Source organism: Pseudomonas sp. GW823-FHT04A03, assembly GCF_058796615.1.
Genome location: NZ_JBXAIV010000015.1, coordinates 28,262 through 54,923, shown reverse-complemented (window position 1 = coordinate 54,923; position 26,662 = coordinate 28,262). Strand labels below are relative to the sequence as shown.

Annotated in this window: 14 protein-coding genes; 8 read left to right on the top strand and 6 right to left on the bottom strand. The window is 62.7% G+C overall.

Annotated features, from left to right (window positions below):
* Window positions 1–7: 7 nt before the first annotated feature.
* A complete protein-coding gene (locus tag AC1Q9F_RS26440) occupies window positions 8–1,798 on the bottom strand; it encodes an acyclic terpene utilization AtuA family protein (protein WP_492621282.1) in 1,791 nt (596 codons plus the stop codon).
* 194 nt (window positions 1,799–1,992) lie between these two features.
* Between AC1Q9F_RS26440 and AC1Q9F_RS26435 the strand changes: the two genes are divergently transcribed.
* From AC1Q9F_RS26435 to AC1Q9F_RS26425, 3 genes are all read left to right on the top strand, one after another.
* Window positions 1,993–2,616, top strand: a complete 624-nt coding sequence (locus tag AC1Q9F_RS26435) for a TetR/AcrR family transcriptional regulator (protein WP_207983533.1) — start codon at window positions 1,993–1,995, stop codon at window positions 2,614–2,616.
* Window positions 2,617–2,707: 91 nt separating this feature from the next.
* Complete coding sequence (locus tag AC1Q9F_RS26430) at window positions 2,708–3,505, top strand: substrate-binding periplasmic protein (protein WP_207983532.1); 798 nt, start codon at window positions 2,708–2,710, stop codon at window positions 3,503–3,505.
* Window positions 3,506–3,592: 87 nt separating this feature from the next.
* Complete coding sequence (locus AC1Q9F_RS26425) at window positions 3,593–4,606, top strand: GNAT family N-acetyltransferase (RefSeq protein ID WP_492621283.1); 1,014 nt, start codon at window positions 3,593–3,595, stop codon at window positions 4,604–4,606.
* A gap of 84 nt (window positions 4,607–4,690) precedes the next feature.
* Here AC1Q9F_RS26425 and AC1Q9F_RS26420 read toward each other — a convergent pair whose 3' ends face one another.
* A complete protein-coding gene (locus AC1Q9F_RS26420; RefSeq protein ID WP_207983530.1) occupies window positions 4,691–5,245 on the bottom strand; it encodes an RNA polymerase factor sigma-70 in 555 nt (184 codons plus the stop codon).
* A 379-nt stretch (window positions 5,246–5,624) separates the two neighbouring features.
* Between AC1Q9F_RS26420 and AC1Q9F_RS26415 the strand changes: the two genes are divergently transcribed.
* Window positions 5,625–18,623: a non-ribosomal peptide synthetase gene (locus AC1Q9F_RS26415; protein ID WP_492621284.1), complete on the top strand. Its 12,999-nt coding sequence runs from the start codon at window positions 5,625–5,627 to the stop codon at window positions 18,621–18,623.
* Window positions 18,624–18,772: 149 nt separating this feature from the next.
* The gene (locus AC1Q9F_RS26410) at window positions 18,773–19,585 is read left to right on the top strand and encodes an alpha/beta fold hydrolase (RefSeq protein WP_207983528.1); all 813 of its coding nucleotides are present in this window, start codon (window positions 18,773–18,775) and stop codon (window positions 19,583–19,585) included.
* Between the two features lie 31 nt (window positions 19,586–19,616).
* On the opposite strand, the gene dsbG is transcribed toward AC1Q9F_RS26410, so the two are convergent.
* The 4 genes from dsbG to AC1Q9F_RS26390 form a co-directional block, all read right to left on the bottom strand.
* Window positions 19,617–20,387 carry a thiol:disulfide interchange protein DsbG gene (dsbG, locus tag AC1Q9F_RS26405; RefSeq protein ID WP_492621285.1) on the bottom strand — a complete coding sequence of 257 codons (771 nt, stop codon included), beginning with the start codon at window positions 20,385–20,387 and terminating at the stop codon, window positions 19,617–19,619.
* The gene (locus AC1Q9F_RS26400; protein ID WP_179694213.1) at window positions 20,363–21,235 is read right to left on the bottom strand and encodes a TlpA disulfide reductase family protein; all 873 of its coding nucleotides are present in this window, start codon (window positions 21,233–21,235) and stop codon (window positions 20,363–20,365) included. The genes dsbG and AC1Q9F_RS26400 overlap by 25 nt, the downstream gene beginning before the upstream one ends.
* Window positions 21,235–22,965, bottom strand: coding sequence for a protein-disulfide reductase DsbD (gene dsbD / locus AC1Q9F_RS26395; protein WP_492621286.1), 1,731 nt, complete (start codon window positions 22,963–22,965; stop codon window positions 21,235–21,237). The genes AC1Q9F_RS26400 and dsbD overlap by 1 nt, the downstream gene beginning before the upstream one ends.
* 123 nt (window positions 22,966–23,088) lie before the next feature.
* Window positions 23,089–23,760 (bottom strand): hypothetical protein, encoded by a 672-nt coding sequence (locus AC1Q9F_RS26390; protein ID WP_207983525.1) that lies wholly within the window; start codon window positions 23,758–23,760, stop codon window positions 23,089–23,091.
* 302 nt (window positions 23,761–24,062) lie between these two features.
* Here AC1Q9F_RS26390 and AC1Q9F_RS26385 point away from each other — a divergent pair, with 302 nt between their 5' ends.
* The 3 genes from AC1Q9F_RS26385 to AC1Q9F_RS26375 all read left to right on the top strand — a co-directional run bounded on the left by AC1Q9F_RS26385 (window position 24,063) and on the right by AC1Q9F_RS26375 (window position 26,657).
* Window positions 24,063–24,743 carry a response regulator gene (locus AC1Q9F_RS26385; protein WP_492621287.1) on the top strand — a complete coding sequence of 227 codons (681 nt, stop codon included), beginning with the start codon at window positions 24,063–24,065 and terminating at the stop codon, window positions 24,741–24,743.
* Complete coding sequence (locus AC1Q9F_RS26380) at window positions 24,743–26,065, top strand: ATP-binding protein (protein ID WP_492621288.1); 1,323 nt, start codon at window positions 24,743–24,745, stop codon at window positions 26,063–26,065. Before AC1Q9F_RS26385 ends, AC1Q9F_RS26380 begins: the two co-directional genes overlap by 1 nt.
* A gap of 106 nt (window positions 26,066–26,171) precedes the next feature.
* Window positions 26,172–26,657, top strand: a complete 486-nt coding sequence (locus AC1Q9F_RS26375; RefSeq protein WP_492621289.1) for a GNAT family N-acetyltransferase — start codon at window positions 26,172–26,174, stop codon at window positions 26,655–26,657.
* Window positions 26,658–26,662: the final 5 nt, after the last annotated feature.

Below are 26,662 nucleotides of genomic sequence, written 5' to 3'. Positions count from 1 at the left end.
CAATCCTCTAGTCGAACTGTTCGGCGATGCTCTGCGGCACCGGGATCTGGATTTCCAGTAGTTGTTGGGCGAAGGCCTTGCCTTGCGGGTCGATGCGCAGGCTCGCCACGCCGCCGCCACCGAGGGCGTTTTCCAGCAGGAAGTTGAGGCTGTGGGTGCCGGGCAGATACCAACGTTCGACCCGGCCGTGTATCGGGTCGAGGACATGGCTCATCCAGTCAACGACTACCGCCGGAGTCAGCGCTTCGGCGATCCACGGCAGGTATTCCGGACGACGCGGCATCACGCCAATGTTGCTGTGATTGCCTTTGTCGCCGGAGCGCGCCACGGCCAATTTCACCAGCGGCACGCTGGCGTCGGCGCGGCCTTGGGGTTTGGGTGTTTCGTGGGGCAGGGGCAGATCCTGGCTGTCGAGGGTGGCGGGGGCGGGCAGGGCGAACGGGTGAGATTCGCCAGCGATGTCGATCTGCAATGTGCAGGCGCTTTTGTCGATCAGGAACGAGAACAGCCGGATCAGCGGATACACCGTCGGCCGCCCGCCAACGATCCCGGTCAGCCCTGGCGCCATGCCGGTGGCGGCCTGGGCGATCTCCCGGGAGAACAGGATCAACGCTTGTTTGTTTGGGTGGCGCACGGCGAGTTTGATCACCACTTCGCGGCTGTCGCGGCGCTGGCCGTGAGGGCCGTAGGTGGCTTCGCTGCCGAGCAGTTCGACGTGGGTTTCGGTGTAGGGGCCGAGACCTTTCTGGTCGAGCATCTCCGAGGTTTTGTCGAGGATCGCCTGGCTGACGCGCCGGGCTTTGTCCACGGCATCGATGCCGGCGATCAGGCAACTGGCGGTGCAACGGAAACCGTCCGGATACGTTGCGCTTACCTTGTATTGGTCGCTGGGCGGCAGGCCTTTGGCACCGTGGACCCGGACTGCGTTTTTGCCTTGCTGCTGAAGCTTGACCTGGCTGAAATCGCAGACCACATCGGGCAACAGATAGGCCTGTGGATCGCCGATTTCGTAGAGCATCTGCTCGCCGACCGTCAGCGGTGTGACCAGTCCGCCGGAGCCTTCGGTTTTGCTGACGATGAACCGGCCGTCGGCGCTGACTTCGACGATCGGGAAACCGATGTGTTCGTAATCCGGCACGTCGCGCCAGTCGGTGAAGTTGCCGCCGGTGCACTGCGCACCGCATTCGATGATGTGCCCGGCCAGGGCCGCTTGCGCGAGTTTGTCGTAGTCGTGCCACGACCAACCGAATTCATGCACCAGCGCAGCGCTGACCACTGCGCTGTCGACCACCCGGCCGGTGATCACGATGTCGGCGCCCAGACGCAGTGCTTCGACGATGCCCGGCGCGCCGAGGTAGGCGTTGGTCGACACGCACATCGGCGGCAGCGGGGCGCCGCTGAACATTTCCGTGATGCCTTGGGAGGCGAGTTGTTTGAAGTGGGGTTGCAGGTCATCGCCCGACAGCACGGCGATTTTCAGTGCCACGCCGGCCTTGTCGCAGGCCGCTTGCAGCGCAGCGGCGCAGGCTTTTGGATTGACTCCGCCGGCATTGCTGATGACGCGAATGTTCTGTTCGGCCAGATGCGGCAGCAGGGGTGCGAGGACTTCAATGAAGTCTCCTGCGAACCCGGCCTGCGGGTCCTTCATGCGTGCGCCGGCCATGATCGACATGGTGATTTCGGCGAGGTAGTCGAAGACCAGATAATCCAGCTGTCCTCCGGCCACAAGCTGCGCGGCGGCGGTCGAGGTGTCTCCCCAGAATGCGCTGGCGCATCCGATGCGAACCGTGGTGGGCATTTTGATCTCCGACTCAGGAACCTGTGACAGAAGTGCATCGAGACTACCAAGCAAGCGCTTGGTTTGTAAACGCCTGGAATTATCTTCTGCCCAAGCGCTTGCTTGGTCACCGCCGGCGGCTTAAATTGCCCGCGCAACCCCGCCGTTTCTGCGGCGTACGGCGCATTTGACTGATCGACTGTAGGAGAGAACGGGTGGACGAGCAAAAAGCCCTGAGGGTCATGCGTGAACTGGTCGATGCCGGCCAGTTGACCGATCCGGACAGCGCTCGCGGCAAACTGCTGCAAGTGGCGGCCCACCTGTTCCGCAACAAAGGCTACGAGCGCACCACGGTTCGCGATCTGGCCGGTGCCGTGGGGATTCAGTCGGGCAGCATCTTTCATCACTTCAAGAGCAAGGATGAAATCCTGCGGGCGGTGATGGAAGAAACCATCTGCTACAACACTGCGCTGATGCGCGCAGCCCTGGCCGATGCGGCCGATGTGCGCGAGCGGGTGCTGGCGCTGATCCGCTGCGAATTGCAGTCGATCATGGGCGGCAGCGGCGAGGCGATGGCGGTGCTGGTGTATGAATGGCGCTCGCTGTCCGAAGACGGTCAGGCCAAGGTGCTGGCGCTGCGCGACATCTACGAAGACCTCTGGCTGCAAGTGCTGGGCGAAGCCAAAGAGGCGGGATTCATCCGTGGCGACGTGTTCATTACCCGACGTTTTCTCACGGGCGCGTTGTCCTGGACCACCACCTGGTTCCGTGCCGGCGGCAGCCTGAGCCTGGATCAACTGGCCGAAGAAGCGCTGATTCTGGTGCTCGAAGAGCGCTAGGCGCTTTCTATCAGTTCGGGAAACTGGCTAACTGGGCGAAACCGCCTAGCTTGAATGCAATGATCGGTACTTTTTCGGGGAGTGGGGTGTTTTGAAGTCTTCGCCAATTCGGACGGCCGCCGGGCTGATGCTCGCAGCGCTGGCTGCATTATGGGTATTGCCTGCTCCGGCGGCGCAAGTGGTTCGGGTGGGCGCGGCGCATTTTCCGCCCTACACCATTCGCCCGGAAAACGGCGCCGACACCGGCCTGCTGCCGGAGCTGGTCGCGGCCCTGAACAGCGCCCAGAGCGACTATCGTTTCGAACTGGTGCCCACCTCGATTCCTCGCCGGTTCGGCGATTTCAAGGACGGCCGCACCGACATGGCGATCTTCGAAAACCCGGAGTGGGGCTGGAAAGACATTCCCCACGTCACCGTCGACATGGGCCTGGAGGACGCGGAGATTTTCGTCGCGCAGAACAAGCCCGGTCGCCAGCAGAACTACTTCGCCGATCTCAAGGGCAAACGGCTGGCGCTGTACAGCGGCTATCACTACGAATTCGCCAACTTCAACGCCGATCCCAAGTACCTCGCTGAAACCTACAGCGCCACGCTGACTTATTCCCACGACAGCAACCTGCTGATGGTCTTGCGCGGGCGCGCAGACATTGCGTTGGTAACCCGCTCGTACCTGTTCGATTACCTGCTGCGCAACGAAAAGGTGCGCGACGAGTTGCTGGTGTCCCAGCGCATCGACCAGATCTACCACCACTACGCGATTCTCAGTCCGAAGGCGCCGATCACCGGCGAAGCGTTCGGCAAGTTGCTGCAAGGCCTGCGCGACAGCGGGCAGATGCTGAAGATCTTCGATCCGTACAAGATTGCAGTGGTGCCGGTGCCGCATCAGTGACCGGCGGTTTTTGCCGAATGGCCTAAATTTCCCGCCCCGGCTCACGTCCCATCGTTGAACTGTCGACGATTATCGTGAGCCCGACCCATGTCCAATCTGAATGACCTGACTGCCCTGGCCCTGCCTTCGGGCAGCCAACTGCTAGCCGATGCCACCGAAAGCCGTCTGAGCCTGAGCCTGGACGGGCAACCGCTGATTCGCCTGCGTCTTGATCGTGAAGGCCAGGGGCCGATCCAGATCGATGAACGCTATGCACTACCGCCAGGCCAGGCGCTGTGGGCGGCCTGTTATTGGCTGTTTGCCCGTGATCCGGCGCGTCAGCAATTGATCTGGCAACTGGACCAATCGCCAACCGAAGCCTTGCTGAGCGGTTTGCTGGTGGCCACTGAAGTGGCGGGTGAATACCGCTGCGAGCGCACGCTGTTCTGGCAACTGCCGCAACCGTGGCTCGGGACCTCGCTGACGGGCAGTTATCCGCAGCAGATGGTCATCAGCAACGGCAAGCGCCACCCGCTGCGACCGGTGAAACCTCGCGGTGAGGTTTATCGCCGTTTCGATGCGCGTCTCGGTGCCTGGATTTCCCTGCGCACGGTGGAAATCGAACAGGATCTGGCGCGTTTCAATCGCTGGCAGAACAGCCCGCGCGTCGCCAGTTTCTGGCAGGAAGAGGGCAGCCTCGAACAGCATCGCGAATACCTGAGCAAGCTCGACACCGATCCGCACACCCTGACGTTGATTGGCTGTTTTGACGATCAGCCGTTCGCCTATTTCGAAGCCTACTGGGCCAAGGAAGATCGCATCGCACCGTTCTACGATGCCGACAATTACGATCGCGGCATTCACATGCTGGTCGGGGAAGAAGACCATCGCGGCCCGCACAAGGTGGCGAGCTGGTTGTCGGCGCTGGTGCACTACCTGTTCCTGGATGATCCGCGTACTCAACGTGTGGTCGCCGAACCGCGTGCCGATAACGCGAAGATGATCGGCCACATGCACAACCAGTGCTTCCACTGCGAGAAGGAATTCGACTTCCCGCACAAGCGCGCGGCGCTGATGATCCTCGGGCGCGAGCGCTTCTTCGATCACTGCACGCTGGTGTGATATTTCGCTGAAAACAAAAAAGATCGCAGCCCTTCAACGAAGGCTGCGATCTTTTTTTTGGTTCTGCTTAAGCCCTGTTTTGGTTCAGCGACGGTTCGCGGACACGGAATCAGCGCGGCTGCCGGATACCTTGCGGCAGTGCACCAGCGCATCACGAATCATGAAGTTGACCAGCGTTGGCGAAACGCCGAGCTCCTTGGCGATGTCTTTCTGCGGCACGCCGTGCAGACGGTACATCTCGAACGCATAGCGGGTGCGGACCGGTAGCTCGGTCAGCGCATCGGCGATGTGTTCCAGGGTCGAGAAGTTGATGTGCGAGGTTTCCGGCGAAGCGCCCTGAATGACCACGTTCAACCCTTCCTCCTCGGGGCCGGCGTACTTCTGCTCCAGCGCCTGTTTGCGGTAGTGATCGATCGCCAGATTACGCACGATCTGGAACAGATAACTCAGCTGGGCCTTGATCGACGACGTGATCGGCGGGGCCGATTGCAGTCGGAAGAACGCATCCTGCACCACATCTTCGGCGCGTGACCGGCAGCCGGTAATGCGGGCTGCAATCTTGACCAGAATCAGTCGATTGTCGACGAATGCCTGAAGTAGCGGTGAATCGCACCTGCTTGTGGATACTTGTTCCGTCATGGAAATCACCTTGCTGCCAATAGGTTAGTGGGACGCCTGGGGACGGGGCCGTCCTACACATCGAGCGACAAATTATGTTGAATGATAATGATTGTCAATTGAGAAAGAGAACTAATGATCCATAACAGTGCGATCTGAGAACTGCGACACGCCGCCGCACTCGCCCAAGCGCCCAGCCCCGTTGGCGATCCAGCCTGCCGACTAATTATTTCAAGACGTCATCCGTTCTCATTGGTGAATGGATCCGGGTACGCAGCCCCGGACCTACCGCATTCCAATGCCTTGCACGGTCGGCGAAGACCGTGTCCCGCATGCCTTGCACGGGCATGCCGCAGCCAACCCGATTCCACCAGCAAGCCGAATTCAGGCAGGAAACCTCATGACCGACGCGTTCGAACTCCCCAGCACTCTGGTCCAAGCCCTCCAGCGCCGCGCGGCCCTGACGCCGGATCGGCTGGCCTTGCGCTTTCTCGCCGAAACCGAGGAACAGGCTGTGGTGCTCAGTTATCGCGAACTCGATCAGCGCGCGCGCATGATTGCCGCTGCGTTGCAGGCCGAGGCCGGATTCGGTGATCGCGCGGTATTGCTGTTCCCGAGTGGCCCGGATTACGTCGCGGCCTTCTTCGGTTGCCTGTACGCGGGCGTGATCGCGGTGCCGGCTTACCCGCCGGAATCCGCCAAGCGTCACCATCAGGAACGCCTGCTGTCGATTATCGCCGACGCCGAGCCGCGTCTGCTGCTGACCAGCGCCGACCTGCGCGACGCCTTGCAGCAAATCGAAGGCGCGCCGCCGCTGTTGTGCGTCGATACCCTCGACGCTTCGCTGGCCGAACGCTGGGTCGAACCGACCTTGCCGCAAGACCACATCGCCTTCCTGCAATACACCTCCGGCTCCACCGCGCTGCCCAAGGGCGTGCAGGTCAGCCACGGCAATCTGGTGGCCAACGAACTGCTGATCCGTCACGGCTTCGGCATCGACGTGAACCCGGACGACGTGATCGTCAGCTGGCTGCCGCTGTACCACGACATGGGCCTGATCGGCGGTCTGCTGCAACCGATCTTCAGCGGCGTGCCGTGCATCCTGATGTCGCCGGCGTACTTCCTCGGCCGGCCGTTGCGCTGGCTTGAAGCGATCAGCCAGTACGGCGGCACCATCAGCGGTGGGCCTGACTTTGCCTACCGTCTGTGCAGCGAGCGGGTCAGCGAGTCGGCGCTGGAGCGTCTCGACCTGAGCCGCTGGCGCGTCGCCTATTCCGGCTCCGAACCGATCCGTCTCGACACCCTGGAGCGCTTCGCCGAGAAGTTCACCGCGTGCGGTTTCAGCGAAAGCAGTTTCATGGCGTCCTACGGTCTGGCCGAAGCGACCCTGTTCGTCGCCGGTACACCGCGTGGCAAAGGGATTCCAGCACTGCGCGTCGACGATCAGGCCCTGGCACAGAATCGCGCCGAAGCGGGCGAGGGCAGCTCGATCATGAGCTGCGGTATCAGCCAGCCCGATCATGCGGTGCTGGTCGTCGAGCCGAACACCCTCGAAGAACTGGCCGACAACGCCGTCGGTGAAGTCTGGGCCACCGGCCCGAGCATCGCCCTCGGCTACTGGCGCAACCCCGAGGCCAGCGCCAAGACCTTCGTCCAGCACGCCGGCCAGACCTGGCTGCGCACCGGTGACCTGGGCTTCATCCGCGACGGTGAACTGTTCATCACCGGTCGCCTGAAAGACATGCTGATCGTGCGCGGCCACAACCTCTATCCGCAGGATCTCGAGAAAACGGTCGAGAACGAAGTTGAGGTGGTGCGCAAGGGCCGCGTCGCCGCGTTCGCGGTCAATCAGAATGGCGAAGAAGGCATCGGCATCGCTGCGGAAATCAGCCGCAGCGTGCAGAAAATCCTCCCGCCTGAAGCATTGATCAAAGCCATTCGCCAGGCCGTGGCCGAGGCGTATCAGGAAGCACCGAGCGTGGTTGTGTTGCTCAATCCGGGCGCGCTGCCGAAGACCTCCAGCGGCAAGTTGCAGCGTTCGGCCTGCCGCAATCGTCTGGCCGACGGCAGCCTCGACAGCTACGCGGTGTTCCCTTCGGCCACCGCTGAAACCAGCGAGTCGACCGCGTCCGCCTCCGAACTGGAAGCGTTGATCGGCAAGATCTGGGCCGAGCAACTCAACGTCAAACAGGTCAACGCCGACGACCATTTCTTCCTGCTAGGTGGCAACTCGATTGCCGCCGCCCAAGTGATTGCCAAGGTTCGCGAAGAGCTGAGCCTGGAGCTGAACCTGCGTCTGCTGTTCGAAGCACCGACCCTGTCCGCATTCGCCGCCGCCGTGGCGCAACAGCAACAGGACGGCGGCAGCGCCCAAGGCGAAATCACCGCACTGTCGCGCAACGAAGCACTACCGCAATCCCTGGCGCAAAACCGTCTGTGGATCACCTGGCAGCTCGACCCACAGAGCAGCGCCTACAACATTCCCGGCGCCCTGCGTCTGCGTGGCGAACTGGACGAAGACGCCCTGCGCGCCAGTTTCCAGCAACTGATCGAGCGCCACGAATCCCTGCGTACGCGCTTCTTCGAACGCAACGGCGTGGCGCTGCAACAGGTCGAAGCGGCGGGTGAGTTCAACCTGCAACTGATCGACATCAGCGACCTGCCGGCCAGCGAACGTGAAGCCCGCGCACAACAGATCCGCGAAGACGAAGCCCGCACCCAGTTCGATCTGGAGAAAGGTCCGCTGCTGTGGGTGACGCTGATTCGCCTCGACGACGAAGACCACCAGTTGCTGGTGACCATGCACCACATCATCGCCGACGGCTGGTCGCTGAACGTGCTGATCGACGAGTTCTCGCGCCTGTACGCCGCCGCTTCCCAAGGCCAGCGCGCGGAACTGGCGCCGCTGCCAACCCAATACGCCGACTACGGCAGCTGGCAGCGCCAATGGCTGGCGCAAGGCGAGGGCGAACGGCAACTGGCTTACTGGAAAGCGCAGTTGGGTGATGAGCATCCCACCCTGGAACTGGCGACTGACCATCCGCGTTCTGCCAAGCAAAAACACAGTGCCGCCCGCCACAGCGTTCGCCTGGGTATCAGCCTCAGCGATGCCATTCGCCAGACGGCCCAGGCCTATCAATCCACGCCGTTCATGCTGTTGCTCTCGGCCTTCCAGAGTTTGCTGCATCGCTACAGCGGCCAGCGCGACATCCGCATCGGTGTGCCGAACGCCAACCGTCCGCGTCTGGAAACCCAAGGCCTGATCGGCTTCTTCATCAACACCCAGGTGCTGCGCGCCGACGTCGATTCGCGTCTGCCGTTCACCGAGCTGCTGGCGCAAACCCGTCAGGCGGCACTCGGTGCCCAGGCGAATCAGGACCTGCCGTTCGAACAACTGCTCGAAGCCTTCCCGCAGGCCCGCGAACAAGGTCTGTTCCAGGTCATGTTCAACCACCAGCAGCGTGACTTGAGCGCACTCAAACGTCTGCCGGGTCTGCTCGCCGAAGAACTGCCGTGGCACAGCCGCGAGGCCAAGTTCGATCTGCAACTGCACAGTGAGGAAGACCGAAACGGTCGCCTGACGCTGTCCTTCGACTACGCCGATGAGCTGTTCGACGCCGCGACCATCGAGCGCCTCGCCGAGCATTTCAGCAACCTGCTGCGTGCAGTCTGCGAGTGCCCGGAGCAAACCATCGGCGACCTGCAACTGCTGACCGCCGCCGAACACACTCAGCAAAACGAATGGAGCGTCGCCCCGTGCACACCGGCGCAACAATGGCTGCCGGAACTGCTGAATGAACAAGCACGACAGCCCCCTGATCGCACCGCGCTGGTGTGGGACGGCGGCAGCCTCGACTTCGCCGAACTGCACGCCCAGGCCAACCGTCTCGCCCATTACCTGCGCGACAAAGGCGTCGGCCCGGACGTGTGCGTGGCCATCGCCGCCGAGCGTTCGCCGCAACTGCTGATCGGTCTGCTGGCGATCATCAAGGCCGGTGGCGCCTACGTGCCGCTGGACCCGGATTACCCGGCCGATCGTCTGGCCTACATGCTCAACGACAGCGGCGTCGAACTGCTGCTGACCGAGACTGCATTGCTGGATCGTCTGCCGGCCAGCGAAGGCGTCAGCGTGATCGCCATGGACACCCTGCACCTGGAGAACTGGCCGAGCCAGGCACCGGGCCTGCACCTGCACGGCGACAATCTCGCCTACGTGATTTACACCTCCGGCTCCACCGGCCAGCCGAAAGGCGTGGGCAACACTCACGCGGCACTGGCCGAACGTCTGCAATGGATGCAGAACACCTACCGCCTGAACGACACCGACGTGCTGATGCAAAAGGCACCGATCAGTTTCGACGTGTCGGTGTGGGAATGCTTCTGGCCGCTGATCACCGGTGCGCGCCTGCTGATCGCCGGCCCCGGCGAACACCGCGATCCGCACCGCATCGCGCAGCTGGTTCAGCAGTACGGCGTGACCACGCTGCACTTCGTGCCGCCGCTGCTTTCGCTGTTTATCGACGAGCCTTTGAGCGCCGAATGCACCAGCCTGCGGCGCGTGTTCTCCGGCGGTGAAGCGCTGCCGGCGGAATTGCGTAACCGCGTACTGGCGCAACTGCCGGCGGTGCAGTTGCACAACCGTTATGGCCCGACCGAAACCGCGATCAACGTCACTCACTGGCATTGCAGCGTGGCGGATGGCGAGCGTTCGCCGATTGGCCGTCCGCTGGGCAACGTGGTCTGCCGCGTGCTCGACAGCGATCTCAACCCAGTGCCGGCCGGTGTGCCGGGTGAACTGTGCATCAGCGGCATCGGTCTGGCTCGTGGTTACCTCGGCCGTCCGGCGCTGACCGCCGAGCGTTTCGTGGTCGATCCGCTGGGCGAGCAGGGCGCGCGTCTGTACCGCACCGGTGACCGCGCACGCTGGACGAATGATGGCGTGATCGAATACCTCGGCCGTCTCGATCAGCAGGTCAAACTGCGCGGCTTCCGCGTCGAGCCGGAAGAAATCGAAGCGCGTCTGCTGGCTCAGGACGGCGTGGCGCAGGCCGCCGTGCTGGTGCGCGAAACCGTCGCTGGTCCGCAACTGATCGGCTACTTCACCGCCACTGATGCCAGTGAAGATCAGGACGCGCAGATCTCGCGCCTGAAAACCGCACTGGCTGCCGAGCTGCCGGAATACATGGTCCCGGCGCAACTGATGCGCCTGGACGCAATGCCCCTGAGCCCGAGCGGCAAACTCGACCGCCGCGCCTTGCCCGAGCCGCAATGGCAGGTGCGTGAACACGTCGAACCAGTGACTGAACTGGAACAACAGATCGCTGCAATCTGGCGCGAAGTGCTGGGCCTGAAACAGGTCGGCCTGCGCGACGATTTCTTCGCCCTCGGCGGTCACTCGCTGCTGGCCACGCAAATCATTTCCCGCACCCGTCAGGCCTGTGACGTCGAGTTGCCGCTGCGTGCCTTGTTCGAACACAGCGAGCTCGGTGATTTCGCCGAACAGATCCGCCAGATCCAGGCCAGCGGCCGCACCAACAAACAGCCGCCGATCGACAAGGTTGATCGCAGCAAACCGGTGCCGCTGTCCTACTCGCAGCAGCGCATGTGGTTCCTCTGGCAGATGGAGCCGGACAGCCCGGCGTACAACGTCGGCGGCATGGCGCGCCTGCGGGGCGTGCTGGATGTCGGGCGTTTCGAGGCGGCGCTGCAAGCGCTGATCCTGCGCCATGAAACCCTGCGCACCACGTTCCCGAGTGTCGACGGCGTGGCCCGTCAGCAGGTGCATGCCGAGACCGGCGTGCGCATGGACTGGAAGGATTTCTCGAAACTCGCCGCCGATGTGCGCGAGCAGAAAGTCCAGCAACTGGCTGACGACGAAGCGCACCTGCCGTTCGATCTGGAGACCGGCCCGCTGCTGCGCGCCTGCCTGGTCAAGACCGCCGAGCAGGAGCACTACTTTGTTCTGACCCTGCATCACATCGTCACCGAAGGCTGGGCGATGGACATCTTCGCCCGTGAACTCAGCGCGCTGTATGAAGCGTTCGTCGACGATCGTGAGTCGCCGCTGGAACCGCTGCCGGTGCAGTACCTCGACTACAGCGTGTGGCAGCGCAACTGGCTGGAGTCCGGCGAGCGTCAGCGTCAGCTCGACTACTGGACCGCGCAACTGGGCCGCGAACATCCGCTGCTGGAACTGCCGGGCGACCGTCCGCGTCCACCGGTGCAAAGTCACCAGGGCGAGCTGTTCCGTTTCGACCTGAGCGATGACCTTGCCGCACGGGTCCGGGCGTTCAACGCGCAGAACGGTCTGACCCTGTTCATGACCATGACCGCCGCCCTCGCGACCTTGCTTTACCGCTACAGCGGCCAGACCGATCTGCGCATCGGCGCGCCGGTGGCCAACCGTATCCGTCCGGAAAGCGAAGGGCTGATCGGTGCGTTCCTTAATACCCAAGTGCTGCGTTGCCAGCTCGAAGGCCAAATGTCGGTCGGCGAGTTGTTCGAGCAGGTGCGCCACACCGTGATTGAAGGCCAGTCCCATCAGGATCTGCCGTTCGATCATCTGGTTGAAGCGCTGCAACCACCGCGCAGTGCCGCTTACAACCCGTTGTTCCAGGTGATGTGCAACGTGCAGCGCTGGGAATTCCAGCAGAGCCGCATGCTCGCCGGCATGACTGTCGAGTACCTGGCCAACGATGCGCGGGCGACCAAGTTCGACCTCAACCTGGAAGTCACCGACCTCGACCATCGCCTTGGTTGCTGCCTGACCTACAGCACTGATCTGTTCGACGAGCCGACGATTGCGCGTATGGCCAAGCACTGGCGCAACCTTTTGGAAGCGCTGATCGCCAACCCGCAGCAACGCCTCAGCGAACTGCCGCTGCTCGATGCGCCTGAGCAACAGCAATTGCTCGACAGCCTTGGCGTCGAGCCGGGCGAGCGTCGTCTCGACCAGTGCATTCATCACCTGTTCGCCGAGCAGGCGCTGGCGCGCAAAGACGCACCGGCCCTGACCTTCGCCGGGCAGACCCTGAGCTACGCCGAACTCGATGCCCGCGCCAACCGTCTGGCCTGGGCTCTGCGTGAACGCGGTGTCGGCCCGCAAGTGCGGGTCGGTCTGGCGCTGGAGCGCTCGCTGGAAATGGTCGTCGGCCTGCTGGCGATTCTCAAGGCCGGCGGCGCCTACGTGCCGCTGGACCCGGAATATCCGCTCGACCGCCTGCATTACATGATCGAAGACAGCGGCGTCGGCCTGCTGCTCAGCGACCGGGCGATGTTCAAAGCCCTCGGCGAACTGCCGTCGAACGTGGCGCGCTGGTGCCTGGAAGACGACAGCGCCGCGCTGGCCGATTACCCGGCCACCGAGCTGCCGTTCATCAGCCTGCCGCAGCATCAGGCGTACCTGATCTATACCTCGGGGTCCACCGGCAAGCCGAAAGGTGTGGTGGTGTCCCACGGTGAAATCGCCATGCACTGCCAGGCTGTGATCGAACGCTTCGGCATGCGTCCGGACGACTGCGAACTGCACTTCTATTCGATCAACTTCGACGCCGCCACCGAGCGTCTGCTGGTGCCGCTTCTCAGCGGTGCGCAGGTGGTGTTGCGTGCGCAGGGTCAGTGGGACGCGGAGGAAATCTGCGGCCTGATCCGCGAGCATCACATCAATATTCTCGGTTTCACCCCGAGCTACGGCAGCCAGTTGGCGCAGTTCCTCGCGACGCAAAACGACATCCTGCCGGTGCGCATGATCATCACCGGCGGCGAAGCGCTGACCGGCGAACACCTGCAACGGATTCGCGCAGCGTTCAAACCGAGCCTGTTTTTCAACGCCTACGGCCCGACCGAAACCGTGGTCATGCCGCTGGCCAGTCTCGCGCCGGAAGTATTGGAGGAGGGCGCCGGCAGTGTGCCGATCGGCAGCGTGATCGGTGATCGCGTGGCGTACATCCTCGACGCTGATCTGGCGCTGGTGCCGCAAGGCGCGACCGGTGAATTGTTCGTCGGCGGCGCCGGTCTGGCGGTGGGGTATCACGAGCGTGCAGGCATCACTGCCGAACGTTTCATCGCCGACCCGTTTGCCGCCGATGGCGGGCGCATGTACCGCACCGGCGACCTGGTGCGCCAGCGCGCCGATGGTCTGGTGGAATACCTCGGGCGGATCGACCATCAGGTGAAGATCCGTGGTTTCCGCATCGAACTGGGCGAGATCGAAACCCGCCTGCTCGATCACGACTCGATCCGCGAAGCGGTGGTGCTGGCGCTGGATGCGCCAAGCGGCAAGCAACTGGTCGGCTATCTGGTGACCGAGGTCGCTTCGCGAAGCGAAGCCGAGCAAGCCGAACTGCGCGAAGCTCTCAAGGCGCACCTGAAGACGCAACTGCCGGACTACATGGTGCCGACCCATCTGATCCTGCTGGCGAGCATGCCGCTGACCGCCAACGGCAAGCTCGATCGCCGCGCCTTGCCGGCGCCGGATCCGGAGCTCAATCGTCAGGATTACGTGGCGCCAAGCAACGAGCTGGAGCAGACCCTGGCGCAGATCTGGTGCGAAGTGCTCAACGTCGAGCAGGTGGGTCTGAACGACAACTTCTTCGAACTGGGCGGCGACTCGATCCTGTCGATTCAAGTGGTCAGCCGGGCGCGGCAGCAGGGCATTCACTTCAGTCCGCGCGATCTGTTCCAGCACCAGACCGTGCAGACCCTGGCCGCTGTCGCCAGCCGCAGTGAAACCGTGACCGCCGAGCAAGGTCTGGTGACGGGCGAATCGCGTCTGACACCGATCCAGCACTGGTTCTTCGACACCGAGATTCCCGAGCGTCAGCACTGGAACCAGGCGTTACTACTGGAGCCGACGGTTGCGCTGGAACCTCATCGTCTGGAGCAAGCTCTGTTGGCGGTGATCGAGCAGCATGACGCCCTGCGTCTGCGCTTCACCGAGTCCAATGGCGCATGGCAGGCGACCCATCAACCGGTCACCGATGCCGCCGTGCTGTGGCAGGTTCGCGTGCCGTCGATGGACAAGTGCGCCGCGCTGTTCGCCGATGCCCAGCGCAGCCTCGACCTAGCCCAAGGCCCGCTGCTGCGCGCCGTACTGGTCGATGGGCCGGACGCTCAGCAACGACTGTTCATCGCGATCCATCACCTGGTGGTGGACGGTGTGTCGTGGCGGGTTCTGCTCGACGATCTGCAAACCGTGTATCGCCAACTCGACGCCGATCAGTCGGTGAAACTGCCGGCGAAAACCAGCGCCTTCAAGGACTGGGCGGCGCGTTTGCAGGCTTACGCCGGCAGCGAATCCCTGCGTGAAGAACTGAGCTGGTGGCAAGCGCAACTGGCCGGCCCGACTGCTGATTTGCCGTGCGAACGTCCTGAGGGCGGTCGCGAGAATCGCCATGCGCAAACCGTCAGCGTGCGTCTGGATGCCGAGCGCACCAGGCAACTGCTGCAACAGGCACCGAGCGCCTATCGCACGCAGGTCAACGATCTGTTGCTGACCGCGTTGGCCCGCGTGCTGTGCCGCTGGAGCGGTCAGCCGTCGGCACTGATTCAACTGGAAGGCCACGGCCGCGAAACCCTGTTCGACGAGATCGACCTGACCCGCACCGTCGGCTGGTTCACCAGCGCTTATCCGCTGCGCCTGACCCCGCACAATATCGAAGAGGCTGCCGGGCAGGGCGCTTCGATCAAGGCGATCAAGGAACAACTGCGCGCCGTGCCGCACAAAGGTCTGGGCTATGGCGTGCTGCGTTATCTCGCCGATGACGCCAGCCGTCAAAGCATGGCGGCGTTGCCGAACGCACCGATTACCTTCAACTACCTCGGCCAGTTCGACCAGAGCTTCGGCAGTGACGCGCTGTTCCGTCCGCTGGATGAATCGGTCGGCGCGGCCCACGATCCGCACGCACCGCTGCCGAACGAGTTGAGCGTCGACAGTCAGGTGTACGGCGGGGAACTGCTGCTGCGCTGGACCTTCAGCGCCGAACGGTACGACGCGCAGACCATCAACGAGCTGGCATACGCCTATGTCGGCGAGTTGCAGAGCCTGATCGAACATTGCCTGCAGGACGAGGCCGGTGGTCTGACGCCGTCGGACTTCCCGCTGGCGAAACTGACCCAGGCGCAACTTGACGCACTGCCGGTGCCGGCGGCGCACATCGAAGACGTGTACCCGCTGACCCCGATGCAGGAAGGCATGCTGCTGCACACCTTGCTCGAACCGGGCACCGGTCTGTACTACATGCAGGATCGCTACCGCATCAACAGCGAACTCGATCCCGAGCGTTTCGCCCAGGCGTGGCAAGCGGTGGTCGCCCGACATGAAGCGCTGCGTGCGTCGTTCTGCTGGAACGTCGGCGAAGACATGCTGCAAGTGATCCACACACCGGGTCGCACGCCGATCGAGTACCTGGACTGGAGCGCCATCGCTGACGCCGAGCAGGAGCCGAAGCTGCAAGCGCTGCTCAAAGCCGAACGCGAGGCCGGGTTCGATCTGCTCAATCAGGCACCGTTCCACCTGCGCCTGATCAAGGTCGGTGCGGCGCGTTACTGGTTCATGATGAGCAACCACCACATCCTGATCGATGCCTGGTGCCGCTCGCTGCTGATGAATGATTTCTTCGAGATCTACACCGCGCTGGGCGAAGGTCGCGAAGCACAATTGGCAGTGCCGCCGCGTTACCGCGATTACATCGGCTGGCTGCAACGCCAGAGCCTGGCCGAAGCGCGCCAGTGGTGGCAGCAGAATCTGCAAGGCTTCGAGCGCACCACGCCGATCCCGAGCGACCGCCCGTTCCTGCGTGAACACGCCGGCGAAAGCGGCGGCATGATCGTCGGCGACCGTTACACCCGACTGAATGTCGAGGATGGCGCTCGTCTGCGCGAACTGGCCCAGGCCCATCAACTGACCATCAACACCTTCGCCCAAGCGGCGTGGGCACTGGTGCTGCGCCGCATGAGCGGTGATCGCGACGTGCTGTTCGGCGTGACCGTGGCCGGGCGTCCGGTGGAAATGCCGGAGATGCAGCGCACCGTCGGCCTTTTCATCAACAGTATTGCGTTGCGGGTGCAGATCCCGGCGGACGATCAGCGCGCCAGCGTGCGTCAGTGGCTGAGCGGTCTGCTCGACAGCAACATGCAACTGCGCGAGTACGAATACCTGCCTCTGGTGAACATTCAGGAACAAAGCGAACTGCCGAAAGGCCAGCCACTGTTCGACAGCCTGTTCGTGTTCGAAAACGCCCCGGTGGAAGTCTCGGTACTGGACCGTGCGCAGAGCCTCAACGCGACCTCGGACTCGGGCCGTACCCACACCAACTTCCCGCTGACAGCCGTGTGCTACCCGGGCGACGACCTCGGTCTGCACCTGTCTTACGACCAGCGTTACTTCGACGAGTCGACCATCGAGCGCATGCTCGGCGAGTTCAAGCGTCTGTTGCTGGCGTTGGTCGATGGCTTCCATGGCGACATGGCCGACCTGCCGCTGCTGGGCCAAGAGGAACAGGACTTCCTGCTCCACGGCTGCAACCAGAGTGAGCACGACTATCCGCTGGAGCAGAGCTACGTCGAACTGTTCGAAGCGCAGGTCGCACAACATCCGCAACGCATTGCCGCCAGTTGCCTTGATCAGCAGTTGAGCTATGCCGAGCTGAACCAGAACGCCAACCGTCTCGGCCATGCACTGGTCGCGGCCGGGGTGCAGATGGATCAACCGGTGGCGCTGCTGGGCGAACGTAATCTGGATCTGCTGGGCATAATCATCGGCAGCTTCAAGGCCGGTGCCGGTTACCTGCCGCTGGATCCGGGCCTGCCGAGCCAGCGTCTGCAACACATTATCGAGCTCAGTCGCACGCCGGTGCTGGTGTGCACCGAAGCTTGCCGTGAACAGGCGACGACCTTGCTGGATGAGTTCAGCTGCGCCAATCGTCCACGCTTGCTGGTGTGGGAAGAGGTGCAGGCCGGCGCGGTGTCGTCGGCGAATCCGGGCATCTTCAGCGGCCCGGACAACCTGGCCTACGTGATCTACACCTCGGGCTCCACCGGGTTGCCGAAAGGCGTGATGGTCGAGCAGCGCGGCATGCTCAACAACCAGTTGAGCAAGGTGCCGTACCTGAACCTGAGCGACGCCGATGTGATCGCCCAGACCGCTTCGCAAAGCTTCGACATTTCGGTCTGGCAGTTCCTCGCCGCGCCGTTGTTCGGGGCGCGGGTGGACATCGTGCCGAACACCATCGCCCACGATCCGCAAGGTTTGCTGGTGCATGTGCAACAACAGGGCATCACCGTGCTGGAGAGTGTGCCGTCGCTGATTCAGGGCATGCTCGCCTCGGATCGTCTGAGCCTCGACGGGCTGCGCTGGATGCTGCCGACCGGTGAAGCAATGCCGCCGGAACTGGCGCACCAGTGGCTGCTGCGTTATCCGGAGATCGGTCTGGTCAACGCCTATGGCCCGGCGGAATGCTCGGACGACGTGGCGTTCTTCCGCGTCGACCTGGCCTCGACTCGCGGCAGTTACCTGCCGATCGGTACGCCGACCGACAACAACTTGCTGTACTTGCTCGATGGCGCGCTGGATCTGGTGCCGTTGGGTGCGGTGGGCGAGTTGTGTGTGGCGGGCACCGGGGTCGGTCGTGGTTATGTCAGCGATCCGCTGCGCACCGCGCCGGTGTTTGTGCCGAATCCGTTCGGTGCACCGGGCGAGCGTCTGTACCGCACCGGTGACCTGGCGCGCCGCCGCAGTGACGGGGTGCTGGAGTACGTCGGCCGGGTCGACCATCAGGTGAAGATTCGCGGTTACCGGATCGAGTTGGGTGAAATCGAGGCACGTCTGCACGAGCAGCCGGAAGTCCGTGACGGGGCGGTGGGTGTGCAGGAAGGTGTCAACGGCAAGCATCTGGTGGGCTACCTGGTGGCCGCAGATTCCGCACTGAATCAGAGCGAGCGTCTGGAGCGGATCAAGCAGCGCCTGCGCGCCGAGCTGCCGGAATACATGGTGCCGCTGCACTGGTTGTGGCTCGACCGGTTGCCGCTCAACGCCAACGGCAAACTCGATCGCAAGGCCTTGCCGGCGCTGGAGATCGGCCAGTTGCAAAGCCAGGATTACCTGGCGCCGCGCAACGAGCTGGAGCAAACCCTGGCCGATATCTGGGCCCAGGTGCTGAAGGTCGAGAAGGTCGGGGTACGTGACAACTTCTTCGAACTCGGCGGCCACTCCCTGCTCGCCACGCAGATCGCCTCGCGGGTGCAGAAATCTCTGCAACGGGACGTGCCGCTGCGAGCGATGTTCGAGTGCAGCACGGTGGAGGAACTGGCCGGGTACATCGAAGGACTGGCGGCCAGTGACATTACCGAGGAGAAGGTTGATCGTCTCAATGATCTGATGGCGGAGCTGGAGGGTCTGTAAAAAACGGTCCGCGACAACGGCTACAGAAAACATGTTTTTCTCTGTAGTCGTTGTCGCAGTTCGGGGTTTGTAATCCTTTCATATCATTGACTGCCGAGGCCGGCCCGCTCAGTCTTCGGGCTCCAGTTTCTTTGCCACGGGGGTTATCGATGCCTTTTTTCACGGTTGACGGACAGGCGCTTCACTACATTGATCAAGGCACGGGCCCGGCGGTGTTGCTGGCCGGCAGCTACCTGTGGGACCAGGCCATGTGGGCGCCGCAGATCGCTGCGCTGTCGCCGCACTATCGGGTGATTGCACTGGATCTGTGGGGCCATGGCGAATCCGGGCGCTTGCCTGAAGGCACCGCTTCGCTGGACGACATCGCCCGTCAGGCACTGGCCTTGCTCGATCATCTGGATATCGATCGGGTAACGCTGGTCGGGTTGTCGGTCGGCGGCATGTGGGGCGTGCGTCTGGCGTTGTCGGCGCCGCAGCGGCTCAACGGTCTGGTGCTGATGGACACTTACGTCGGCGTCGAGCCGGATCCAACCCGCCAGTACTATTTCTCGCTGTTCAAACAAATCGAGGAAAGCGGCGGGATCTCCGAGCAATTGCTGGATATCGTGGTGCCGATCTTCTTCCGCCCGGGCATTGATCGAGAGTCGGCGCTGTATCAGGACTTCCGCGCAAAACTGGCCGGCTATTCAGCTGACCGCCTGCGCGAGAGCATCGTGCCGATGGGGCGGATCACCTTTGGCCGTGACGATCTGTTGCCGCGTCTGCGCGAGTTGAACGCGGCGACCACGCTGGTAGTCTGCGGCGATCAAGACAAACCACGCCCGCCGTCGGAAGCACGGGAAATGGCTGAGCTGATTGGCTGCCCGTGTGTGCTGGTGCCGGAGGCGGGGCATATCTCCAATCTGGAGAATCCGCCGTTTGTGACCGACACGCTGCTGAAGTTTCTGGCTGAGCTGAAGTAACGAAAACGCCCACGCATTGCGTGGGCGTTTTTTATTTCGGGCCGAGAATCTTCGCCAGCTTGTCCGGCGTCGGCGCGCCTTGCTGTTGTTGCAGCTCGCCTTTGTCGTCCATGTAGAAGATCGCCGGGGTGGCCTGCAAGTCCAGGTCTTCCATCAACTGCATGTTTGCCGCGAGTTTGGTCTGCACGGCGACCGGAATGTCCTTCAAGGCCTTGAGGGTGCTGGCCTTGCCGGCTTTCTCGTGATCTTCCAGGGCTTTGCTCGGGTCCTTGGCGGCGAGCAGGGCGGCGGATTTGGCCGGGCTGTCTTCGCGGATGATGCCGACCATGATGTGCCGCAGTTGCACCTTACCGGCCTTGACCCATGGGCGGGCCTGCTCCCAGAACATGTTGCAGTACGGGCAATTCGGGTCGCTGAACAGGTACACGGTGCGTGGTGCTTCCTTGTTGCCGTCCTGAATCCAGTTGCTGGCCTCGAACTTGGCCCAGACTTCCTTGGCCATCGGCGCGTAGACCAGTTTTTGCAGCGGCGCGCTGCTCAGGTCGTTGCCGTCGGCGTCGTACAGATTGCCCAGCAGCACGTGCTTGCCGTCCGGCGTCAGGTACAGCGCCATGCCGCGGTTCTGGTATTGCGCGGCGTAACCGCGCAAGCCGTCCGGCGCGTCGAACTGGCCGACGATCTTGGCGCCCTTGGCTTCGATCTTCTTGATCGCTTCAGGCAGTTCTTCGGCGGCCTGGACCGACGGCAAGTGCAGCAGGGCTGCGCTCATGGTCAGCGTCAGCAGGTGGCGGAGGCGGGGCATGGCAGTTTCCTTGAAGAAGAGGTGGCCGGATTCGGGCTGGAAGCCGGGGTGTCGAAGTTTTCCAGGGCGCGGGCCAGGCTGGCGTTCGACAACTCGCCCAGATGGCTGCCCAGCAGGCGACCGTCCGGGCTATAGAACAGCGTAGTCGGCAGGGCCATGGAACCCACGGCCTGGCCGAGGCGTCCGCTGCGATCGAACAGCACGTTGTTCAGGCTCAAGCCCTGGGTTTCGAGAAACGTGGCGACGCTTTGCATGCTTTCGGCCTGGTTGACGAACAGGAACGTCAGGTCCGGACGTTGTTGCTGGGCGTTTTCCAGCACCGGCATTTCCCGGCGGCATGGCGGGCACCAGGTGGCCCACAGGTTGATCACCAGCGGCCCGCCCTGATAGTCGGTGAGTTTCACGGTTTCCCCGGCGGCGTTGCGCAAGGTGATGTCCGGCAGGCGCGTGCCTTGTTCATAGATGTTCAGCGACAGGGTCGCCAGCACCCAGAACGCCACGCCGCTGACCACGCCGAACCCCAGCGGTCGACGCAAACCCGGCCGGCGCCAGCCGCGATACAGCGCCGCGAGCAACAGCACGATCACCCCCGGCCAGGCGAGAAAACCACCGTCGCGCAGGTCGATGATCTGCCACAGATCGTTGCGATAGTGGCCCCAGTACACAGCGACAAACGCAATGCGCGCCGCCAGCATGCCGAGCAGAAACAGGCTGAACAGCGCCGACTCGGGGTTGTCACCGCCGCGCTTGGCCACCCGCCAGCCGACGAAGGTCGCCAGCGCCAGCGCGCTGATCAGCAGCAGGTGGTTGAGTGCGATGGCAAAGGTGCCGAGGGTGAAGGTCAGCATTAACGGGCGTCTCGGGTGGTGGTCCAGCGTTGCAGGAAAGTATCGGCATCGACCTCGCCGGTGATGCGCTGGCTGCGGCGCTCTTCACCGTCGGCGCCGATCCACACGAAACTCGGTGGCCCCGGCACTTTATAACGGCCGAGCAGTTCGCGGCTGGCGGCATTGTCGGCGGTGACGTCGAGTCGGAGCAAGCGCACATCGCTCAGGGCCTGCATCACCCGCGCCTGGCCGAACACCTGTTTCTCCATGACTTTGCACGACGTGCACCAGTCGGCGTAGTAATCGAGTAATACCCATTGCCCTTGCGCTTTGGCGGCGTCGAGCTCGCGTTGCAGGGCGCCCGGATCCTTGATCGTCGTGAAGGCTTCGTGGCCGCTGGGCGCCGTAGATCCGACGCGGCCGGCGCTGTACACCTGCAACGGCTGATACGGATCGTCACTGCCGCCCGCCGCACCGACCACCAGCAGACTGCCCCACAAGCCCAGCAACAGCGAACCGGCACCGAACAACTGCGCCACGCGACCAAAACCTTCGGACTGTTTCCAGGCACTGTAAGCGGCGATCAACAGCAGCGCGCCGCACAGACCCAGCCACAGCGACGGATCCAGCACCGGTCGCAGCATCAGCAGCGCCGTGGCGAGAAACAGGAAACCGAATACGCCCTTGAGCAGGTTCATCCACGCGCCGGGCTTGGGCAGGAAGCGATTGCCGACCGTCACCAGCAACAGCAGCGGCACGCCGATGCCGATGCCTAGGGCAAACAAGATCAGTCCACCGTGCAGTGCGTTGCCGCTTTGTGCGATGTAGAGCAGGGCGCCGGCCAGCGGTGCGGTCATGCACGGGCCGACCAGTAAACCGGATAGCGCGCCCAATACGCCCGCGCCGACCAGACTGCCACCGCGCTGACTGCGCGAGGCGTGTTCCAGTCGATCCCGCAAGGCCACCGGCAATTGCAGCTCGAAGAAGCCGAACATCGGCAGCGCCAGAACCACAAATACCGCCGCGAACGTCCCGAGCAACCACGGGTTCTGCAACCACGCCTGGAGATTCGCCCCCAGCAGCGCAGCGATGACGCCCATCGCCGCATACACCAGCGCCATGCAAACCACATAACTGCCGGCCAGCGCGAAACCGCGACGCGGCGTGGCGCCGCTGCCGACCACCATGCCCGCCAGAATCGGCAGCATCGGCAACGAACACGGCGCAAACGCCAGCAACAGACCGAGGCCGAAGAACACCAGCAGACTCCAGCCCAGCGAATGCTGTTGCAGACCGCTGGCCAGTGCCTGATCCGGCGCTTCATCCGTCGTTGCTGCGGCTTTGCCGCCGAGGTCGATCACTCGGGTTTGTGGCGGATAGCAAAGGCCGGCGTCGGCGCAGCCCTGATAACTGACCTTGATCTGGCCCTGTGCGGCTGCCGGGATTTTCAGCTCGAGGCCTTGGCGATAAACCGGTTGTTCGCCGAAATACTCGTCGCTGTGGGACTCGCCGTCGGGCAGGGCCGGGATGTTTTGCGGCGCGAGCCCGTCGAACTTCAAACGCTTCTGGTACAGGTAGTAGCCGTCGGCGATTTGCCAGAACAGTTGGGTTTCGCCGGATTCCAGACGCTCCGAGGTCAGCACGAATGCCTTGTCGACCGGCAGGAACTCCGGTTTTGACGCAAAGGGATCATTCCCCGCCTGGGCCAGACTCGAAATCAACAATGCAAAAAACAGAAAAAAATGACGCATGGAGGAGCCTTGTCCCTGTGCAATTGAGGGGCACAATGGCGGGCAGTGATTAACCGATGATTAACCGGACATATCCAGGCGTCGAACCTGCGAGACGCTGCAGCTTGCAAGTGAGTGGGGGAGTCAGAGAGCCCGGGTCAACCCGGCGAATGTGCCACTGACATTGCGCACGCCTCCCTCGACTCGGCCTTTTTGCATGTTGTAAATCACGAACTGATCATCGGTCAGGAAGATGCACCAGAGGTTATCGCTGAAAGTGGGATCGATTTGAGCGGCAGTAACAAGGCGATGCTTATAAGGTGCAAGTCCTGGCAATACTGCATTGGGTTGGTGGTTTATTTGTTGCGTTGCAGTATGGAATGTCAGATGAGTTCCGTCATTCAACAGGAAACGAAACAGGTATTTGTGTCCGATTGCTTCCAGCCAGGTGCCGGCAATGATTCTGTCGAAGTAGGGCAGGATCGGCGCCCAGAGAGAGTTGGAAAGATCGTAAAAGGCGTCAGCCTTGTCAGTGTCCTGGTTGTAGGCGCAAACCCACGGGCGATCGCCGTTGTAAAAGAACAACCAGGCAATGTCCTTGTCGGCTGCCCTTGTTTGGGTGAATCCGAAGCGCAGGTGCCTGGCATAGGCATCGAACCCTTCCCAGTACCCCTTGATTGGTTTTGGATAATCATCCGGTACCTTTTCGTCGCCATTGTTGTAGCGGGAAAAGGTGTCGGTATCTTTGAAGAAAAAGTAAATCCGGTCAGGGCCGGAGCGCCAGTCGATAGCGACAAAGTTGTTGAGTTTGGACATGGGTTTTTCCTTTTGTAAGACGTAGTTGTTTGTTTTGTTTGGTAGTTGTATGTTTTGCGATTTGAGACTATCGCGGCGAGTAACTTTTTCGCACTGGTTTTGTGATTGCTGTTTGTGTCGAATGGAACTTTCTGAATTGCTGCTTGCTAACTTTTTAGTTGTCGTTACAACTGTCGGCGTTGTAAACGTCATCGCCCGCAGTCGTATACATCGGGATCGTGCTTTTCCTTGGCGCGGGCAGTGTCCATAATTGCCGCTTAATCCTCTCCTGCTTGAATCGCGTTTTTTCTCATGGAGCTCCCATGCACGTACTGGTTTGCGAAGACGATGAGTTGATCGCCAGCGGGATCGTCGCCGGGCTGACGGCACAAGGCCTGACGGTCGAGCACGTCAACACCGCCTCCAAGGCGCGGGCGATCCTCAAGGTTGCCGAATTCGACGTGATGGTGCTCGATCTCGGCTTGCCGGACGAAGATGGCCTCAAACTGCTGCAGCAACTGCGCCAGCAGGGGCTGGAAATTCCGGTGCTGATCCTCACTGCGCGGGACTCGGTCACCGACCGTGTCGACGGTTTGCAGTCCGGTGCCGACGACTATCTGCTCAAGCCTTTCGACCTGCGCGAATTGTTCGCCCGTCTGCAAACCCTGTTGCGCCGGGTAGCCGGGCGCAGCGTCAACCTGATCGAGCATGGCGCGCTGACCTACGACCCGAGCAGTCGGGAAACCACGCTCGCGGGCCGTTCGGTAGACCTGTCCCGTCGCGAACAATCCCTGCTGCAGGCCTTGCTGCACAACCGTGGCCGGGTGCTGTCCACCGAGCAGTTGAAGGACAGCGTCTACGGTTTCAACGATGAGCTGGAGAGCAACGCGCTGAACGTGCACATCCATCACCTGCGCAGCAAACTGGGTAAAGGCATCGTCGAAACCGTGCGCGGTCTGGGCTATCGCCTGGGCCCGGCCGATGGTGGAGAACCTGAGAAGTGATGAGTCTGCGCCTGCGCCTGAGCCTGACCCTCGGCGCCGCGTTCGCGCTGATCTGGGCACTGGCGGCTGCCTGGATGCTCAGCGACTTGCGCAACCAGATGATGTTTTCCCTCGACCAGCGCCTGGTGGCGTCGGCGCGGATGGTCGCCGGGTTGCTGGAGCAATTGCCGGCCATCCCGAGCAAAGGCGAAGGCACTCACTTCAGCGCCGAACAACTGAACATTCCCGGCGGCATGGCCTGTCAGGTCAGCTCGTTGCGCGGGGAAATTCTCGCCCGCAGCCACAACAATCCGGAACAGGCGCTGGAAGCCCAGAAGATGGGCTTCCACGATCAGATGATCGATGGCGCGCCATGGCGTACGTTCACCCTGGCCCGGGGCGATGTTCGGATCACCACCGCCGACCGGGTGATCGAACGCGAAGCCCTGAACATGTCGATCCTGCTGGCGGCTTCGGTGCCGGTGGGCGTGGCACTGCTCGGCTGCCTGTGCCTGTTGTGGCTGGGGATCGGCCAGGGCCTGGCGCCGCTCAACCGCTTGCGTGAAGCCTTGATGCGCCGCAACGCCGACTCGCTGGAGCCGTTGCAGTTGCAGTCATTCCCCAGTGAACTGAAACCGCTGCTCGAAACCCAGAACCAGCTGTTCCAGCGCATCGGCAAGACCATCGAACGCGAACGTCGCCTGACCGGCGATGCCGCCCATGAATTGCGCAGCCCGCTGACGGCGATCAAGACCCACCTGCAAGTGGCGCGCATGACCGAAGGCAACGCCCGCGATCAGTCCCTGGCTCGGGCCGAGGAGGGCGCCGATCGCCTGCACCGGACCCTCGAGCAATTGCTGTTGCTGGCCCGGGTCGAGGGCAGTCTGTCGTTCGACGACGGTGTGCAATGCAGTGCCGAACAGGTGGCGAAACTGGCGATTCAGGACTCGGCCAGCGACCAGCGCCAGCGCATCAGGCTGCACCTGCCTGAGCGCTTGTCCGGTGCACCCCTGCAAATGCCGGCGGTCCTGTCGATCGCAGCCTTGCGCAATCTGTTGGACAATGCCCTGCGTCATACACCAACCGACGGCGCGGTGGAGCTGAGCCTGGAAACCTCCGCCACTCACGTGCGTTTTGTGGTCCGCGATCACGGGCCGGGGATTGCCCCGGACGATCTGCAACATCTGACCCAGCGCTTCTGGCGCAACGGCCAGAGCACCGGCTGCGGACTGGGGCTGGCGATTGTTCAGGCCATCGTTCAGCGCTGCGCCTGCACCCTGCATTTCGACAGCCGCCCGGATGGTTTGCGGGTCGAGCTGACCATGCCGCTGCAACCGGTCTGACATTTGCCAGGCACATCAAATGTAACCTCTCTCCATTAGTCATCCGCCGGCCGCGACGTTATTGTCGCCCCAGCCTTTGACTCAATGGATTGAGGGAAACAGCGCCATGGAAGCACCCATCCACATCTGTCCCGCCACACCCGCCGACGCCGGCATCATCAGCCGGATCCTCGAACGCTCGATCCGCGTCGGTTGCGCGCTCGACCATCGCAACGATCCCCAACTGGTCGATCGCTGGGTCCGCCGACAATCGGCGGAACACATCAGCGGCTGGATCGCTGATCCGTATCTCTATCTGAATATCGCGCTGCTGCAGGACAAACCGGTCGGGGTCGGCATGGCCGCAGCCAATGGCGAGATTACGTTCTGTCATGTGCAGCCGGAGTGGTTTCGCCGAGGTGCGGGCCGCGCGTTGATGGGCGATCTCGAGGGCTGGTTGAGGATTCGTGGCCAGCCTTGCGTCACGCTCGCCAGCACGCGAACCGGCGAGGCGTTCTACCGGCGCCTGGGTTATCGCGAAGCGGCGTCTGCCTTCACACATCACGGCGTTTTGAGCCTGCCGATGCACAAGCCGCTGGCATTGTCGGCCTGACATTC